The sequence below is a fragment of the Mycobacterium sp. NGS68 genome, assembly GCF_059812195.1.
The window spans coordinates 114550-130930 of record NZ_JCALCE010000008.1 but is presented as its reverse complement, the minus strand read 5'-3'; the positions used below and the strand labels follow the sequence as shown (position 1 = coordinate 130930).

At 68.2% G+C, this 16381-nt stretch carries 14 protein-coding genes; 4 read left to right on the top strand and 10 right to left on the bottom strand.

The genetic code is table 11. From position 1 onward, the window contains the following. Window positions 1-24 precede the first annotated feature (24 nt). Entirely contained in the window at window positions 25-1875 is a 1851-nt protein-coding gene (locus tag AC5Y5V_RS11685; protein WP_499934581.1) for a serine/threonine protein kinase PknE, read from the bottom strand. 223 nt (window positions 1876-2098) lie between these two features. Here AC5Y5V_RS11685 and AC5Y5V_RS11680 point away from each other — a divergent pair, with 223 nt between their 5' ends. Continuing rightward, complete coding sequence (locus AC5Y5V_RS11680) at window positions 2099-2800, top strand: chitin-binding protein (RefSeq protein ID WP_499934579.1); 702 nt, start codon at window positions 2099-2101, stop codon at window positions 2798-2800. A gap of 201 nt (window positions 2801-3001) precedes the next feature. Here AC5Y5V_RS11680 and AC5Y5V_RS11675 read toward each other — a convergent pair whose 3' ends face one another. Next, on the bottom strand, window positions 3002-3226 hold the full coding sequence (locus AC5Y5V_RS11675) for a hypothetical protein (protein ID WP_499934576.1): 225 nt from the start codon (window positions 3224-3226) through the stop codon (window positions 3002-3004). Between the two features lie 181 nt (window positions 3227-3407). On the opposite strand from AC5Y5V_RS11675, the gene AC5Y5V_RS11670 reads away from it, so the two are divergent. Continuing rightward, on the top strand, window positions 3408-4091 hold the full coding sequence (locus tag AC5Y5V_RS11670) for a sensor domain-containing protein (protein WP_499934573.1): 684 nt from the start codon (window positions 3408-3410) through the stop codon (window positions 4089-4091). A gap of 118 nt (window positions 4092-4209) precedes the next feature. Here AC5Y5V_RS11670 and AC5Y5V_RS11665 read toward each other — a convergent pair whose 3' ends face one another. The 8 genes from AC5Y5V_RS11665 to AC5Y5V_RS11630 all read right to left on the bottom strand — a co-directional run bounded on the left by AC5Y5V_RS11665 (window position 4210) and on the right by AC5Y5V_RS11630 (window position 14209). After that, entirely contained in the window at window positions 4210-4641 is a 432-nt protein-coding gene (locus AC5Y5V_RS11665; RefSeq protein WP_499934569.1) for a nitroreductase family deazaflavin-dependent oxidoreductase, read from the bottom strand. 23 nt (window positions 4642-4664) lie between these two features. After that, complete coding sequence (locus AC5Y5V_RS11660; RefSeq protein ID WP_499934563.1) at window positions 4665-5300, bottom strand: class I SAM-dependent methyltransferase; 636 nt, start codon at window positions 5298-5300, stop codon at window positions 4665-4667. A 44-nt stretch (window positions 5301-5344) separates the two neighbouring features. After that, window positions 5345-8128, bottom strand: a complete 2784-nt coding sequence (locus AC5Y5V_RS11655; RefSeq protein ID WP_499934559.1) for a DUF4349 domain-containing protein — start codon at window positions 8126-8128, stop codon at window positions 5345-5347. Further along, entirely contained in the window at window positions 8125-8754 is a 630-nt protein-coding gene (locus tag AC5Y5V_RS11650) for a MerR family transcriptional regulator (RefSeq protein WP_499934556.1), read from the bottom strand. The genes AC5Y5V_RS11655 and AC5Y5V_RS11650 overlap by 4 nt, the downstream gene beginning before the upstream one ends. A 305-nt stretch (window positions 8755-9059) precedes the next feature. Beyond that, window positions 9060-10085 carry an AbrB family transcriptional regulator gene (locus AC5Y5V_RS11645; protein WP_499934552.1) on the bottom strand — a complete coding sequence of 342 codons (1026 nt, stop codon included), beginning with the start codon at window positions 10083-10085 and terminating at the stop codon, window positions 9060-9062. 67 nt (window positions 10086-10152) lie between these two features. Then, window positions 10153-11160, bottom strand: coding sequence for an acyltransferase domain-containing protein (locus tag AC5Y5V_RS11640; RefSeq protein WP_499934547.1), 1008 nt, complete (start codon window positions 11158-11160; stop codon window positions 10153-10155). A gap of 66 nt (window positions 11161-11226) precedes the next feature. After that, the gene (locus tag AC5Y5V_RS11635) at window positions 11227-13800 is read right to left on the bottom strand and encodes a helix-turn-helix transcriptional regulator (RefSeq protein WP_499934877.1); all 2574 of its coding nucleotides are present in this window, start codon (window positions 13798-13800) and stop codon (window positions 11227-11229) included. A gap of 202 nt (window positions 13801-14002) precedes the next feature. Continuing rightward, a complete protein-coding gene (locus AC5Y5V_RS11630; protein WP_499934543.1) occupies window positions 14003-14209 on the bottom strand; it encodes a hypothetical protein in 207 nt (68 codons plus the stop codon). 242 nt (window positions 14210-14451) lie between these two features. Between AC5Y5V_RS11630 and AC5Y5V_RS11625 the strand changes: the two genes are divergently transcribed. Both AC5Y5V_RS11625 and AC5Y5V_RS11620 read left to right on the top strand, forming a co-directional pair. After that, window positions 14452-15519, top strand: coding sequence for a zinc-binding metallopeptidase family protein (locus AC5Y5V_RS11625; protein WP_499934873.1), 1068 nt, complete (start codon window positions 14452-14454; stop codon window positions 15517-15519). 9 nt (window positions 15520-15528) lie between these two features. Further along, a complete protein-coding gene (locus tag AC5Y5V_RS11620) occupies window positions 15529-16356 on the top strand; it encodes a class II glutamine amidotransferase (protein WP_499934539.1) in 828 nt (275 codons plus the stop codon). The last annotated feature ends 25 nt before the right edge of the window (window positions 16357-16381 follow it).

Here is a 16381-nt window from a genome sequence, read left to right as displayed (position 1 = left end):
CCCAAGTCGATACTCGCGTGAAAACTACTTGAGCAGCTTCGAGAGCCAGCCCGGATCCTGGTAGTTCACCGACTTACCCCCGTCCCAAACAAACGGCGTGCCATCGTAATTCAGTCCGTGCAGCGTGCTGTAGGCGTTGGTGGCCTTCGTGGTGGCGGTGTCGATCTCCGACCGGGATTTGATGCAGTTGATCACCGAGGCGTCGGCGCCGACGGACTTGGCCAACTGGGCCAGTTCACCTTCGGTCCGGTCCTCGGGGGCGTTTTCCTGCGGCTGGAAGTTGCTGGCGAACAGCCCGGTGTAGAAGTCGGCATACACCTTCGGATCTTTCTGCGCCGCAACGCAGTATGTCGCCGCAACGGCACGGGTCGAGTAATTCTTGCTGCGCGACGAGGTGTCCAGAAAGTTGAGCAGGTGGTAGCGAACCGCGAGTCTTTTGCTGTTCACCGCACTATCGATGTCCGCGGCGTTCGAACGGATGAAGCTGCCGCAGGGCGGGCAGATCGGCTCGTTGAAGATGTCGATCGTCACCGGGGCGGCCGAGCTCCCGACGAACACACCGTCGTCGAGGACCTTGAGTGTGACCGCGTCCGGGGCGGCCGAAGGCGGCGACGACGACGGCGCCGACGACGGCGACTCCCAGGGTTTGGCGACCACCATCAGCGCGCCGCCGACCAGCGCCATTACGACGGCGGCCGCGACGGCGACCCACAGCCAGGGTGAACGAGAGCCTTTGGTCGGCGGAAACGACGGCTGGCCCCACGGCGGAGTGCCGACCCAGGGCGCCTGCTGCGGCACCGGTCCGACCGGGCCGACGATCGACCCGGGACCCGACGGCGACGGCCGCCACCCCGTCCCCTGCGGCTGGTTGTGGGTGGGCGGACCCGGCGGAATCGGCGGACCGGGCAGACCCGGCGGCCCGGGCGGCCCGATCGGTCCGGACGGCAGTGCCCCGTGGCCGCTGGGCGGCGGCCCGACGAATCCGACCGGCTGGCTCGTCACCTGGCTGCGCTGCAAGATGTCGGTGGCGGTGTTGCGGTCCGGCGTGGCCAGTGCGGCCAGCGCCGCGGCCGACAGATCACCGCAGGTGGCGTAGCGATCCGCGGGATTCTTGGCCATGCCGCGGGCGATCACGTTGTCGAAGGCCGCTGGGATGCCCGGCCGCGCGAGGCTGGGCCGTGGGATCTCCTTGTGCAGATGGGCGCTCATCACGGTGATCTGGTCGCCGCGGTATGGGGAGGAGCCCGCCAGGCACTCGTACAACACGCAGGCCAACGCGTAGATATCGGCCCGGTGGGTCACTTCGGCGTCGCGAAACCGCTCCGGGGCCATGTATTTGAAGGTGCCGACCGTGCTGCCGAGCTGCGTGAGCTTTTCGTCGGACGTGGCACTGGCAATGCCGAAATCGACGAGGTACGCAAAGTCGTCCTTGCTGACCAGGATGTTCTCCGGCTTGACGTCGCGATGGGTCACCCCGGCCGCGTGCGCGGCGTCCAGCGCGGATCCGATCTGACGAACGATCGCCACCGCCCGCGGCGGACTGAGCGGGCCGTATCGGCTCAACATCGTGCTGACATCGATGCCGTCGATCAGGCGCATATCGACATAAAGCTGGCCATCGATCTCGCCGAAGTCGTGAATGGGCACCACGTGCGGTTCCTGCAGCCGCCCCGCGGTGCGGGCCTCGCGCTGCATGCGGGCGCGGAAGACCGGATCACGGGACAGCGTCTCCGACATCAGCTTCAGCGCCACGATGCGCTCACGCACCGTGTCCTCGGCCTCGTAGACATCGCCCATACCGCCGCGGCCCACGAGCCGCCGCAGCCGGTACGGCCCGAAGTCCGAACCTTCCCGTGAACCGGGGGTGTCACCCATCACCGACTCCTCACCAGCGCGCGCAGCGGCCCGACCGCGAACACGTGCAGGCATAAGGCTAGTGGTTTCCGGAACGCCGGTGCGCGCGTCGGCGACTCGACGCAGGCGAACATCTGCACAAACGTTCTGCAAGGTCGCGGCACAGCCTATTCATAGATAGCCTAACTAGTCTTCGGGTTGTTGGGGGTTCACGGGGATTCACGACGAAACAGGTGGGGAATCGATGAAACTGAAGAAACTGATCGCAGGAGGAAGCGTCGCCGGCGCCTTAGGCGCGGCGGCGTTGGGGCTGGGCGCGGGTGCGGCAAACGCCGCGCCGCCAGCATCCGGCAGTGCCTACGGCGCGCCGGCCCTCGGTGCGCCGAGCGCGTTCCACGGCCCGGGCGGAGGACCCTCAGACCACGGTCCCGGCGGACCGGGCGGGCCAAGTGGCCCTGGCGGCCCGGGCGGGCCGGGCGGCCCCAAAGGCCCAGGCGATCCCGGTGGACCGGGCGGACCGGGTGGGCCCGGTCCGGGCGGGCCGGGCGGCCCGGGTGGACCCGGTCATCCCGGTGGCCCAGGTGGTCCCGGTGGGGCCGGTCCGGGCGGGCCAGGTGGACCCGGTCATCCGGGTGGTCCGGGTGGGCCAGGGGGTCCGGGCGGGCCGGGCGGGCCGGGTCATCCCGGCGGGCCGGGTGGTCCCGGCGGCCCGTGGCACGGGGATCCTCACCGTGGCTACTTTCAGGGCGCGCCGTGGGGCGACGGACCCGCACCCTGGGGACCGGGAGAGCCGCCGCGGCCCGATTGGGGCCGACCGCTCCCCCCGCCGGGCGGCCCATGGGTCGGTGGCCCGATCAACTACTGGGGCTACCAGGAGACGCCGATCTGGAATCCCGGGTTCAACCAGTGGGGCTTCTGGTTCTTCGGGGTCTGGATCCCGCTGTAAAAAGCTGAGTTGATGCGGAGGCCGCTTTGCCATAGGGCGAAGCGGCCTCTGCGCCATGTCCGCCATGTCTCGGTGCGGCGGCCCGCCCGTCGGCTCGCCGACCGTGTACTGACTGCGAAAAAGCGGGGGCCGACTTTTCGCAGCAGTTTCACATTCGGCGAAAGGGTTGCCGCCCGCGCTCGGTGAACAGAGGCGCGGCGGCTAACCGCGACGCTTCGGCGGGGGACGCCGGCTCGCTGGGGCGGTGAAGCCTTGGGTGTCGTCGAAGAAGGCCCACTCTCCCCCGTCGTCGACTTCCATCCGCCAGCCCAGCTCGGAGCTGCCTGCGACGAAACCGATGAACCACGGGTAGGCCGCCTCGGCGCTGTCGAAAGTGCTGGTCGCGACCACGACGCCACGTGGGTCGATCACGCGGAATTTCGCCATGCCGTGTGACTAGCCTGTTCGGTTGGGCTTCAACCGCACGCAGGTCCGGCCAAGCGGCTCCAAGAATCTTCTGAGGCTGCCGTCGGATGCTCGGTGGGTGAAGATGGACATCGACACCAGTGTAGGAGATCCCAACGTGCTCAGGCGCCAAAAACCGCCACAACGGCGACGTGCCACATCGGTGCGCGCAGTCTGCACGTACGCGCTGGCGTTGTGCGTCACGCTCGCCGGGTGCACCGGCGTGGTCGACGGCACCCCCAGAGCCGCCAAGCGCGCCGGTGCGTCCAATGGCCCCATATTTCCCTCCCAGCTCGTCGATTTGCTGACGCCGTCGAAGTCGCTCACGGTGGCCGGCGGCAACCCGTTGGTCGAGCAGGACATGCAGGCCGCGCTGTTCAAGGGGTCCGACCCGGCGGAATGCCAGGGCGTCGCGGGCTACGGGGGTCACGCGCTGTTCCCGAAGAACTACACGGGCCGCGAGGCCCGCACGCAGTCCGACAACCTCAAGAACCAGCACCAACTACTGGAGGTGTCGGCCACCTATCCCACCGGGTTCGACGCCGCGGCCTTCCTCGAGTCGGTGCGTAAGACGGTGTCCGGGTGCCAGCATCCCATCACCTCCTGGGGTGACGACGAGCGCAAGGTGACGGTGACCCCGACGCCGCTGGCAGCCAGTTCGCCCGAGGTGGTCCGTTGGGCAACGAAACTTGGCAGCGAACAGTGGTTTTGCGAATTCGCCATGATCGCCAAGGCCAACGTCGTCGCGCAGATCGTCGCCTGTTCCACCGACCATTCGATGGACATCCAGGCGTTGGTGGCCAAGCGGCTCAAGAAGATCGACGAGCTGATCAACTCGACGGCGTGACCGGCCGCGGGGCGGCGGTGAACTCGTCGACGATGCCGGCCAGGCCGGAAACGCCGGCTGGGAACCTACCTCCAATTCACCGACGTTGGCACAGACGGTCTTCCGCTGACCGCGGGCTTCAGGTAGCGACCAATTCGAAGACCGGGATGACGCGGTCGGTGCGCTGCTCGTACTCGCCGAATCCTGGCGCGCGCTCGACGACGGTCCGGTAGACGGAATCGCGCTCGTCACGCGGCAATTCACGGGCGGTCACCGGTTTCGGAGCGTCCGAGCCGATCTCGACCGAGACGTCGGGGTGGGCGCGGATGTTGTGCACCCACGCGGGGTTGGCGTCACGCCCCGCCGCGGACCCCACGATGTAGAGCTTGCCGTTGATATCGAAGTAGGCGACGGGATTCACCCGCTGCGCACCACTTTTCGCGCCTGTCGAGGTCAAGAGCAGCAGCGGAAATCCCTCGAACTGGCCGCCCACCTTGCCGCCATTGCGGCGGAACTCCTCGATGTTGCGTTCGTTGAATTCCCGCTCTGAGCGCATCGCTTCGTCAGCCATTCCCCCATCCTCACACGCGTTCGCTAGTTCTTGATGCCGACGGTGATCAGGTCGGAGATGAGGCGCGTCCACAGCGGCCGCGGGATGCGGTGCTGATCTCGGACGGCCAGACCGGCGCCCTCGAACAGCGCCCGAACCTCCGTCGGCGACGCGTTGTGCTGCGGCTTCCACCGGGTGGCCGACGACGCCTGCAGCGCGGGTTGCCGCGCGCTCAGGGCGGAAACGACCGCCAGTCCGCCGGGTGCCAGGACGCGGTGGAATTCACGCAGGGCCGCCGGCTGGTCGAAGAAGTGAAACGCGGAGGTCGTCACGACGGCGTCGAGCGCGCCGTCGTCGAAGGGCAATTGCTCGGCCGGGCCACGAAGCCACTTGACCCGGCTGGACCTGGCGCGGGCCTGCTCGAGCATGCCGTCGGACATGTCGACTCCGTAGATCTCGCCGGGGTGCAGTTCGCGTTCGATCCGATCGCTGAGAATGCCTGTCCCGCAGGCAACATCAGCGATCTTGCGCGAGCCTCGTGCGCGCAGCTGCGCGATCACCTCGTCGTGCGGCGGGCGGTAGACCCACTGTTGCAGAATCGGCAGGTCGTAGGCCGGGGCCAGAAAACTCCACATCCGCGTGATCCCGTCATTGAGACCCCGACGTCGCGGTTCCGTCATCCGCTCAACGTATCCACTACTGCCGGCCCGGGCAATGCGGATCCTCAGGACGCGCGGCGCGAAAACCTGCGGCGCAGCAGGACGACGGTCAGCACCAGCACCGCCAGCACCGGCACCCACGGGATGAGGAATCCGACCGCCACCAGGACGCCGCGCAAACTGGACAGCAGTGTTTCCCAGCCGTGTTCCAGTGCGCCGAGGAAACCGTGGCGCGACGCCGCGGGTACGGTCGATATGCTGACATTGACTGTTGCATAGTCGATTTCATCGCGCAGTGCGTCGCGGCGGGCCCGCAGCGAATCCAGCTCAGCCTGTCGCTGGGTCAGCGACGACTCCGCCGCCAGCAAGTCGGCGACGCTACCGGCCCGGCGCATCAGTTCCAGCAGTCGATTGACCGAGGTCTGCAACGCCTCGATGCGGGCATCGAGATCGACGCGCTGCGTGGTGACGTCGTTGTGGTTGATGGACATCGACTCCACCGTTCCGAGTTTCCTGGCGTTGGCCAGGACACCGTCGAGCTTGTCGGCGGGAATGCGCAACACAAGGGCAACCGAGGCCGGTCCGGACTCCGAGGACGCGCCGGATCGCTCCGAACGCGAGTCCACTCGCCCGCCGGCGTCGGTGACCGCGGCGACCAGCCGGTCTGCCGCCTGTGTGGGCTCGGTGACGACCATCTGCACTGATCCCGTGCTCACGATGTCGCGCTTCACGCTGTTCGGCGGCGACGTCTCCGACGGCGCCATCGGCGGCGCCTTGTACGGGGCGACCGTGTTCTCGGTGATGCGGCCCGTCGGCGCGGGAGCCACGGTTGCGTCCGATATGCCCGCCCGCTTGCCGGCGACCACGCCGTCCCGCGTAGAGAACCCGTCGCCGCCCAGCGACCAGACCCAGCCGAACCCGAGCAACATCACACCGGCCACCGCGACCGCCATCACGTTGCGCAGCTTGACCATTCGCACCCCCGACGGCGCAGTCCCGGCCGGCTCGGCTGAGGATCCCGCCGGCAGCTCGACGGGCTGCATCACGCGGTGCCGCATTTCGCCCGCAGCAACGATCGGGCCGTCGGCGGCGACGTAGGCAGTGAACCGGCACAGCACGCCGAACCGCAGCGACGTGTCGACGATCCGCTTCGCCAGGTCCGGCCCGGAGTTGCGGCCCGAAGCGCACGCGTAGCGGTCCTCGAGATCGCGCAAGTGGCCCCGCGCCCACAGGGCCATCAGCGCCGGGGTGTCACGGCGCCGTCCGGCGACGGTGGCCGACCAGGCTCCGCCGTCGGCGGAGGTGCCGCGCAGGGTGAGTGAGCCGGCCGCGTCGCCCCTATACCGCCCGCTCACCACCAGCGGCACGCCCGGGAACAGGTCGGGCAATCGGGCCGGCGTTGCGGTGTCGTCGATGGTCGTCAGTCCGTCGTCCTGCAGTGTCAAGGCGGCTACGAGTGGCGAGCCGATGCGCTGTGCAATGGCATGCATCGCCTCGTCGAGGCGGTCCTCGCTGTCCACCACCTCACAACGGCCCCCGCCGGCATGGGCGAGGCGGTTCAGGAATCCGGCGTTGACGGCCTGGTCGATGCCGATCGCGTGCACCCGTACCCGGCGCAGGTCGCTCGAGAGCGCGCGCAGCAGCTGGTCTTCGTTGCCGACCTGCCCGTCGGTCACCACGACCACGAGCGCGTCGCGCCCGGCTTGCGGGCCCGGGGCCTGTTGCCCCTGAGACAGCAGCGCGACGGCGCGCCGCAGCGGCTCGAGCAGTTCCTTGCCGCCCCCGGCGTCGACGCGGGCGAGGTGCTCGACGGCGCGGTATCGGTTGCGGTCGCTGGCCGCTGCCAGCCCGTCGGGCAGCCCGGCGGGACGGTCGAGGCGGTCGCCGAAGGTCAGCACCGCGAACCGGTCCGTGGAGGCGAGCGCATCGACGATCCGTGCCGCGGCGCGACGCGCAGTTGCCAGCTTCCAGCCACGCATGCTCGCGGACCGGTCCAGCACCACAATCACGTCCCGCGGGCGCGGTGGTCCGCTCGGCGCCGGCGATAGCACGGTCAGCTGGTAGGTACCCTCGTCGCCCTGCGCGTCGGGGACCAGGATGAGCGAGTCGGTGAGGCCGTCGGCGCCGTAGCGCAGCCGCAGGACGAAATCCCGGTTGGCGGTCTCGCCGGGCCGCACCCGCATCCGGCCGTCGTCGCCGGTCACCGTGGGCATGTTCGACCACACGTCGGCCAGAGTGAGACCGGCGGGGTCGATGCCGACGTCGATGGTCAGCGCGACCGAGTGCGGGAAGCCGGGGAGCAGCACTGGCGGGGTGATGCGCGATGCGTCGGGGACGGCGTCGGTATCGTCGGCGTACCCGTCGCCGACCGGCCGGTCCGCCAGCGGCGCACCCGGGATGTAGCGCGGCGCAACCACCAGCGGGAAGCGGAACGTCGCGGTGCCGTCCTCGTAGCCGAGGCGGGTCACCAATGTGAGTGCGACGGTGACGCGTTCACCGGGCAGGATGTTGCCGACCCGCATCGTGAAGACGTCTGGCCGGTCCTCTTCGGCGATCCAGGCTCGCCGGCCCGATGTGAGGGCCTGGTCATAGGTGCGGCGGGCCGTCTCGCGCTCGCGAAGGTCGGCGTCGACGACGCGCCCGTCGGCGGTCAACCGCATCGCGGTGACCGCGCCCCGATCCGGCAGCGGAAACACGTAGCTGGCTTCCAGCGGCACCTCGAAGGTGTTCACGAAGTCCTGCGTCAGTTCAACCTCGCCGTTGAGTCCGGTGATGTCCACCCGCACGTCGATGCGGTCGAGCGGCAGATTGCCCCGCGCCGTGCGCAGCGCGCCGAGTCCAGCGGTCATCTTGGGCTCCGTTCATCGAGGGGTATCACGCCCGAGAGCAGGCCGCGGTCGGCCAGCGTTTCCAGTAGTGACCGGGCGGCCGTGCGGATCGCGTGGACGTCATCGTCGTCGGGTTGGCCGGGCAACAGCAGCAACGCGCCGCCCGGCAGGCTGATCGCGGCCAGCGCGGTGACACTGTCAGCGCCGGTCGGCGCCGGTTCAGCGGCTTCAGGGGCCTCGACGACCTCGGCGGCGGCCGGCAGGTCGGCCCAGAAGCGGTTGCGGGCTGGCGGTTTCTCTCGTCCCGGCTCGGTGGTGACGATTTCGTCGGGCACGGCGGCGATCCGGCGTAGCGCTTCGTCGGTCGCCCCGGTCAGTTCGGCCTGGATCTCGGCGAGCGAGCGGCCCTCGGCCTGACGGCGCTTGACCGCGACGATCTGCAGCAGATGCCGGGAGTTGTACACCGCGGTGCGCCCCTGCATGGCGGGCCGGTCGACGAGTCCGGTGGTCGTATACCACCGCACCGCCCGCCGGTCGGGCACGTCACGGACGCGGCCGTTCGGCGCACCGGGGTACGCCGGACCGGCCAGAGCGTCGGAAACCCGTCGCACCAACTCGTCCAGCGTCCAAGCCGCGTCTTCCGGCATGCATCGATACTGACACTGTTATCATTACACTGTCAACGTTTACGGGCATGGGTGGGGAATGGAGAGGGCCCAGCACATATAGGGCGGCTGCCACGGATAGGGACCCGGCGGATTGTCGCCCTCCCAGATCGTCGGAGAGACGTTGCCCTGACCGTGATTGACGTAGTGGTAGGTGTGGCAGACGCCCCAGTCCCAATTCGGGCGGGCGTCCCCGGGTGTGTCACCGTGAGCTCCTCTCGCGACCCCGTCGGGATCGCAGTGCGGTCAAGTACAGACCCGACTGCGGGCTACCGCTCCCAACAGCCTCAGGCGCTGACGTCGACGAGGTCCCTGCCGGCCGCGCTCACCTCGGCGCTCTGGGGCGTGAACCTGAGGAACAGCCGTGCGACAAAGGGCGCGGCAAACAGCATCAGGACAATCCGGACCATCTGCGCCGCCATCACGAAAGTCACGTTCGAGCCCGACCCAACGGCGGTACCGAGCACCGCGTAGACGCCGCCGGGGCTGGTGGCGAGATAGCCGTCGAGCATGGTCAGCCCCGCCAGCTTGGAGAGCAGGACGCCGGAGCCCGCGGCCGCGACGTTGAGCACCATGATCAGCGCGAACGCGCTGGGCAGGATCCGCTTGATCGCCCGCAGCGACTCTCGGGTGAAGCCCAGTACCGACTGCCATACGACAAGCATGATCGCGGCCTGGACCAACACCATCGGAACCGCGATGCGTTCGGTCATCCGGGTGAGTTCCAAGACGATGGTGATCGCCATCGGACCCAGCAGCCCGGCTCCCGGCAGCCGCACGGAACGGCCCGCCGCCGCGCCGACCACGATGATGCCCGCGACGATCGGAAGCCCGAGATACCAAGGAAGAAAATTGGTTTCGCCTTGCATGACTTGGTGTGTCTCGGCGTGGTGATAGAAGATCGACACGACGAACGGCATGGACGCCGTGATCAGCGCGACACGGAAGTATTGGACTGCCGCGACGACGCGATCGTCGCCGCCCAGTTCGCGGGCGATGGCGACGAGCCCCGACGAGCCGCCCGCCACGAGTGAAAGCCCGCCCGTCAGCGGGCTGATGCCGCGGTGCAGACCCAGCAGTGCGCCGCCCGCGACGCTGATGACCAGTGTTCCGACGGCGACCGCGATGACGATCGGCCAGTGCGAGCCCAACGCGGCCAACGAGACACTGTGCAACATCATCGCGGTGTAGACACCGAGCACGCCCTGGGCCGCCAAGCCGACGAACGGCAACGAATTCGGGGCGCGTGAAGCCAACGTCCGGGCGAAGATTCCGCAGCCCACGGCGACGATGAGGAGGTCGGTCGTGTTCATGGTGAGTATCGTCGTGCAGTCGACTTGAAGGATTCTTGGGAAATCCTCGGCTCGTGCGTGGCGACCGTCACACTTCGAGACGACCGCGACCGAGCGCTTCCTGAATCGATATTTCCGACAAGGCTTTCCGCAGCGCGGCGGACCACAGCGTGCCGACGCGGGTCCGGCCGTCGGCGTAGGCCGCCAAAGATTCCTGGATGTCGGCGATCAGCACCGGATGCGGGCTGAATTCGACGAACCGGTCATAACCGTGTTCGTACGACCACCGGACGGCCTCTGCGAACAGCACGGGTTGACGCAGATTCGCAAACCAGTACTCGCCGTCGAGGATCGACGTGTCCAGGCCCGCGCCGGTTACCGAGGAGACAAAGGCAATATCGCCGGTCCGGGGCCGCAGCCCGCCCAGGGCCGCACGCACCGCCTCCCGCAGCTCGTCCACATGAGCGGAATGCAACGCGTAATCGACGGGAAACCGGGCGGCCGGCGTACCGTCTCGCCGGCACACCGACATGAGTTCGTCCAGCGCCCCGGCGTCGCCGGTGATGATCGTCGAGGACGGACCATTCTGAGCGGCAACCGAAATCGACCGGCACCACGGCTCGATGAGCCGGAAGACCCGCCTGCCGGGCAGCCGGATCGAAGCCATGCCACCGTGGCCCGCGATCGCACCGATCGCCTTGCTGCGCAACGTGACCACCTTCGCCGCGTCGCGCAACGACAGCGCGCCTGCCACATATGCGGCGGCTACCTCGCCATGTGAGTGGCCCAGCACGGCGTCCGGGCGGATTCCCAGCGTCCGCCACTGCGCGGTGAGCGACACCATCACCGCGAACTGCAAGGGCTGCAACACATCAGCACGGTCCAAGTCGGGGGCGCCGGCGTCGCCCCGGACCGCCTGCATCAGCGACCAATCGACAAACTCGGAGAATGCGGCATCGCAGAGCCGCAGTTGCTCGGCGAACGCTGGCGCCGAATCCAACAGTTCGACCGCCCGCCCCGCCCACTGCGAATACTGCCCGGGAAACACGAAGACCGTCCCCCTGCGCGATCGCGTGTGGCTCAGCTCGTTACCCATCAGGGCAGCATCCGTCCGTGCTCGCCACGCGGACTCAGTATGGCGGCACTGCAATCGACAGACGGCTTACGCACGGTCGCGCGATACCAAGGCGCCGAGTTCGTCCCGGCTGGTGGTTCCCGTCTTCGACATCGCCCGGTAGATGTGACTTTCGACCGTGCGTACGGAAAGCGTCAGCCTCTCGGCGACGGCGCGGTTGGACAATCCTTCCCCGATCAGCATCACGATCTCTCGCTCACGATCGGTGAACGGCAAGGGTTCGCTGGCCTGACGAAGCGCCGGAGTACGTGCGCCGTGGCATTGTTCGGCCAGATCCTCCGCGCGTGCCGCACATCCCAACGCCGATCCTCGCAAGCCCTGGTTGCGGTACGTCAGCGCGGCCTGGGCGGCGGCGTCCGTCGCGGCGACAAGATCGCCCATGCGCTCGAATTCCTCCGATACGGCCGCCAGTTCGGCCGCGTCGCCGCCACTCATCGCGGCGGAGAACCGGGCGGCGACGCCGACGCGTGGCCCCTCGACGATCGCTTCGAGGTCGCGCAGCCGTGCTGAGCTCGAGCGGTCACCGAATTGGGCGGCAGTCTGCAGACAGAGCACTTCGGCCGCGAATTGACCTTTTGCTGAGGCTCTTTTCGCGGCCGACAACAGGAGTGCGATCGCTTCACTGACCGCGCCCTGGGCCGCGGCCACCCACGCTCGCGCCAGCGCGCGCTCATAGTCCAGCGATCGGAACGGACGTCGCTGCTTGTCGAGGATCGCGAGCGCGGTGGACGCCTCCGCGGTGCAACCGCGCAACGCGAGCGCGGTCACGCGGGAGATCTGGTAGCGGTATCCCCAGCCCAAAGCGTGCGTGGCAGACAGTCCGACGGCCGCATGTTCGAGCAACGGCCCCGCCGCATGAAGGTGTCCGGCGCCGAGAGTGGCGCGCCCCGCGACGGCAGCACCGAGCAATTGGGCCGCGCCCGGCATGTCGGCCGCCTGACGGCGCACCCGCTCGGACACGTCGAGGGCGTCGGCCATCCGCCCGGCCAATAGCAGGGCACTGACGTGTGAGTCCGCGATGTTGAACCGAACGTGCGGAGCGTCGAAAGAGCGTGCCGCGGCGCTGTATCCCGCCTCCGCGTTGGCCACGGCCTCGGTGGTGCGCCCCGCTTCCGCGGTGATGGTCGTCAGGACCCAGGCAATCTCCGCGCCGACGACGGCGGGCAGATCACCCAACACGAGGCTCTCCGACGCCTTGAGCGCCACGTCGGGCTCGTCCGTCGCGAACCAGTAGACGGTGAGGAAGGCGTCGATATAGTTGCGGGCCTGCGAAGAGGTGGTGCACGCCGCGTCATCGATGATCTGTTTCGCACGAGCGGGATGACCCAACGCCCACAGCATGTTGCTGGCCCGCAGGAACGCAAGCCGGCCGCGTTCTTCGTCGGTCAGCTTGCCGGCATCGATACCGGCCAGCACCGCCTCGGCCTCCTCGCCCCGGCCCGACCACGACAGCGCATGTGCCCGAACGAAGTTCGGCTCCGGCCCGGTTACCACACGGCTGGCCGCCTCGGCGAGGCGATCGGCGAGCGGCAGGTCCGCCAGCCAGACGGCGCCATGGGCCGCGCTGACGAGCAGGTCGGCGTCGGGTGCCAGATCGGAGTCCAGGCTCAGCGTGGCGCGGCGCACCAGGACGTGGATGTCGTCACTGTCATCGCTCGCGGCGAGTTCGGTGGCGACCAGCCCGCGCAGCCGTCGTAGCCGGGTCGAAGCCGCGCGCCGTCGGCGCACCTCACCGTAGAGCGGATGCGCCAAGCGCACTTGGATGCCGCCGTCTACCGGCTCGAGGGTGATCAGGGCACGCGTGTCGGCCTCTTCGACCGCACCCGGGTCGGTGATGCGCTTGAGGTGGCCCAGTTCGATGGGCTCCCCCACGGCCACCGCGTCGACCACATCGCTGACCGGTGGGGGCAGGGCCCCGATGCGGGATTCGATCAGCTCGACCAGTCCTGGCGGCATGACGGGATCGCCAAGCCAGCGAAAGTAGTTACCTTGTAGCATGATTCGGCCGTCGGCGACCTCTTGCTCGACGATGTTGCGCAGATACAGCAGGTTGCCGCGAGTGAGCTTCCAAAGCCGGTGAGCGGCATCCGGATCCACCGATCCGTCGAGCGTGGCCGACAGCAGCGTGGTCGTTTCATCCAGCGACAGCGGCTGCAGGTCGAGCCGGTCGAATTGGCCGGCGGACCATATCTCTTGCACCGCGGCGGGCAGCGGATCGCCGTCGCGAACGGTCAACAGAACTTTGGCAGCACCCCGCTGCACGATCTGGTGCAGCACGAAGATCGACAAATCGTCGAGCAGGTGGACGTCATCGACCGCCAACATCACCGTGACGCCCCGGGGCGCCGCCGTCAGCGACTCCATCACACCCCGCAGCAACTGCAGGGTGTCGGTCACACCCGGCTGCGCCCACGCCGTGAAGGCACCCAGCGGAATTGCCCGCGCGGCCGATGTGCCGACCGCCCACCGGCCTTCGAATCCTTGTGACACCGCGGCCGACAACGCCTCACGGGCGATGCGGCTTTTGCCCACACCCGCCGCGCCGCAGACGACGATCCCGGAAGCATCCGAAGCCACCATGGCGGCTTCGATGGTTCGCATCCCCGTTGAGCGGCCCACCAACGGCCACGACAAGCGCACGTCAGCAGCGTACTGGCGATCACCGCGGGACCTGGTGCTTATCGTGGCAACTCCCCCGAGGACAGGTTCGCGATGCTCGCGTACGACATGACCGTAGCCTCCAACCCACCGAGCCTCCCCTGCGTCGACTGGGCGGGCCTCAGTAGTTGACTACTTAAATCGGCTACACCGTGTAATTGGTCCCACCCGAATCCGGACCCGAATAGAAATTCGGCTTCTCGTCGGGATTGCTGCCGCCGGCGACCCACTCCGCGTGGCGTCGCTCGATGATTCGACGTTCGCGCTGGGTCGCGCGCCGCATCACAATGACGATCGCTGCCAGCATCGCAAGCGATACACCGATCACAATCGCCAGTTGAGCTGCAGTCATGCGTCGGAGCATACTCGCGCCCGCCGCCGTTTGTTTCGCCCAATGTTCATCACCAAACGCTCGGCGAGGGCACGCCATTGCAGCGCGATCCTTACAAACCCTCGACACTTAAACGGCTGCGACGACACGCCGGGTAATGGCGCCGTAGTTTATGTCTCGCGATCGCCACCGCCGCGCTCGCGTCGCGCGCGGCGCGGGCAACCTCTAGCGGCGGGCACACACGGACTGCCACGATGAAGTCCGTGCACGCGTTCGCCTGCCCCCGATGCCGAGGCTTCGTCCCGTTCGAATCGCGGCGCTGCCCGAACTGCATGGCGGAGCTGGGATTGCACGCCCCAAGCCGCAGCATGGTGGCGACGGCGTCGGGCGCCGCGGTGATCGACGGCCAAACCTGGATTGCCTGTGCGAAGGCGGCCGACCTCGGCTGCAACTGGCTGGTGCCGAACGAACAGGAACTGGGCGGCAAACGAGGACGGTGCCTGGCCGATTCCCTCGTCCGCCGCGAGCCGGACGCCGACGACACCATCGCGCTGGAAAAGCTGGCGCCAACCGGGATTGCGTTGCGGCGCTTGATCTATCAGCTGGTCGACATCGGCCTGCCGGTCGACCCGTACTGGCGCAAGGACGGCGGTCTGGCGTTCGACCTGTTGTCCAGCTACAGCGGCGGTGGACGGGTGACGATCGGGCACGCCGGCGGGGTGATCACCATCGATCTCGTCGAGTCGCTGGACGCCTACCGCGAGTCCCTGCGGGTCCACCTCGGAGAGCCCTATCGCACCATGCTGGGCCATTTTCGCCACGAGGTCGGCCACTACTACCAAAGCATTCTGGTCGAAAGCGGGCCCGGCGCCGCGCGCTATCTCGACGAGTGCCGCGAGATCTTCGGCGACGAACGCGCCGACTATCAACAGGAGATCGCACGGCACTACAAATTCGGCGCCCCGGCGGGCTGGGCCGACGCCTACATTTCCGAGTACGCGACGATGCACCCGTGGGAGGACTTCGCCGAATGCTTCGCCCACTATCTGCACATCACCGGCACCGTCGACACCGCTCGCGAGTCCGGCCTGGTCCTGCACGCCGACAGAGTCCGCTTCGGACAGCCGGGCGACGTCGTTCCGCGCGAATCCTATGAACGCGCGTCGATCGAGGAACTGCTGGACGATTGGAAGTGGTTGTCGCTGTGCTTCAACCGGGTGAACACCGCGATGGGCAAGAATCCGCTCTACCCGTTCGAGATCCCGGCCGCGGTGGTCCGCAAGCTGGCGTTCGTGCATAAGGTGATCCGCGAGACGGCCGCATTGGCATAGGAGGCACTGATGTGTCGGTGGGTTGCGTACCTTGGCGCGCCGATCGCGCCCCGAGAACTGCTGCACGACCCGGAGCGCTCGCTGATCGAGCAGAGCGCCCGGCACGCACCGAACATGGAGATTCCCAACGGCGACGGCACCGGACTCGGTTGGTACGAGCACCGTTGCGAGCCGGCGTTGTTCCGCAGCGTGACCCCGGCGTGGGGTGATCAGAACCTGCTGGAGCTGGCCACCGAGATTCGCACCCGGCTATTCCTCGCCCATGTGCGCGCGGGCACCGGGACGGCGGTGCAGCAGACCAACTGCCACCCGTTCCGCTACCGCAACTGGCTGTTCGTGCACAACGGACACGTCGGCGGATATCAGCGGATACGGCGCGAGTTGCTGTTCGCCGTGCGACCCGACCTGTTCGGCAACATCGCCGGATCCACGGATTCGGAGCTGATGTTTCACCTCGCGCTCACCTTCGGCCTCGCCGACGACCCGATCGGGGGGATCGCCCGGATGGCGGGTTTCGTCGAAGCGGCGGCGGTCGCGGCCGGCGTGGACGAACCCGCGCTACAGATGACGGTCGGCGTCAGCGACGGGGCGCGCCTCTACGCGGTCCGCTATGCGAGCGGACCGGAGGTGAACACGCTGTTCGTCAGCGAGGATCCGAACTCGGTGCGCATGCTCTACCCCGACAGCGAACGACTGGCGCACTTCGGCGACGACGCGCGGGTGGTGGTTTCCGAACCGTTGACCGAGCTGCCCGGGGTGTGGCGCGAAGTGCCCCCCGGCACGGCCCTGGTCATCGGCGAGGACATCGAGGAACGGCCGTTCCGCCCGGTGGGGTGAGCTTGTGGCCCGCGAGCGTGACAGC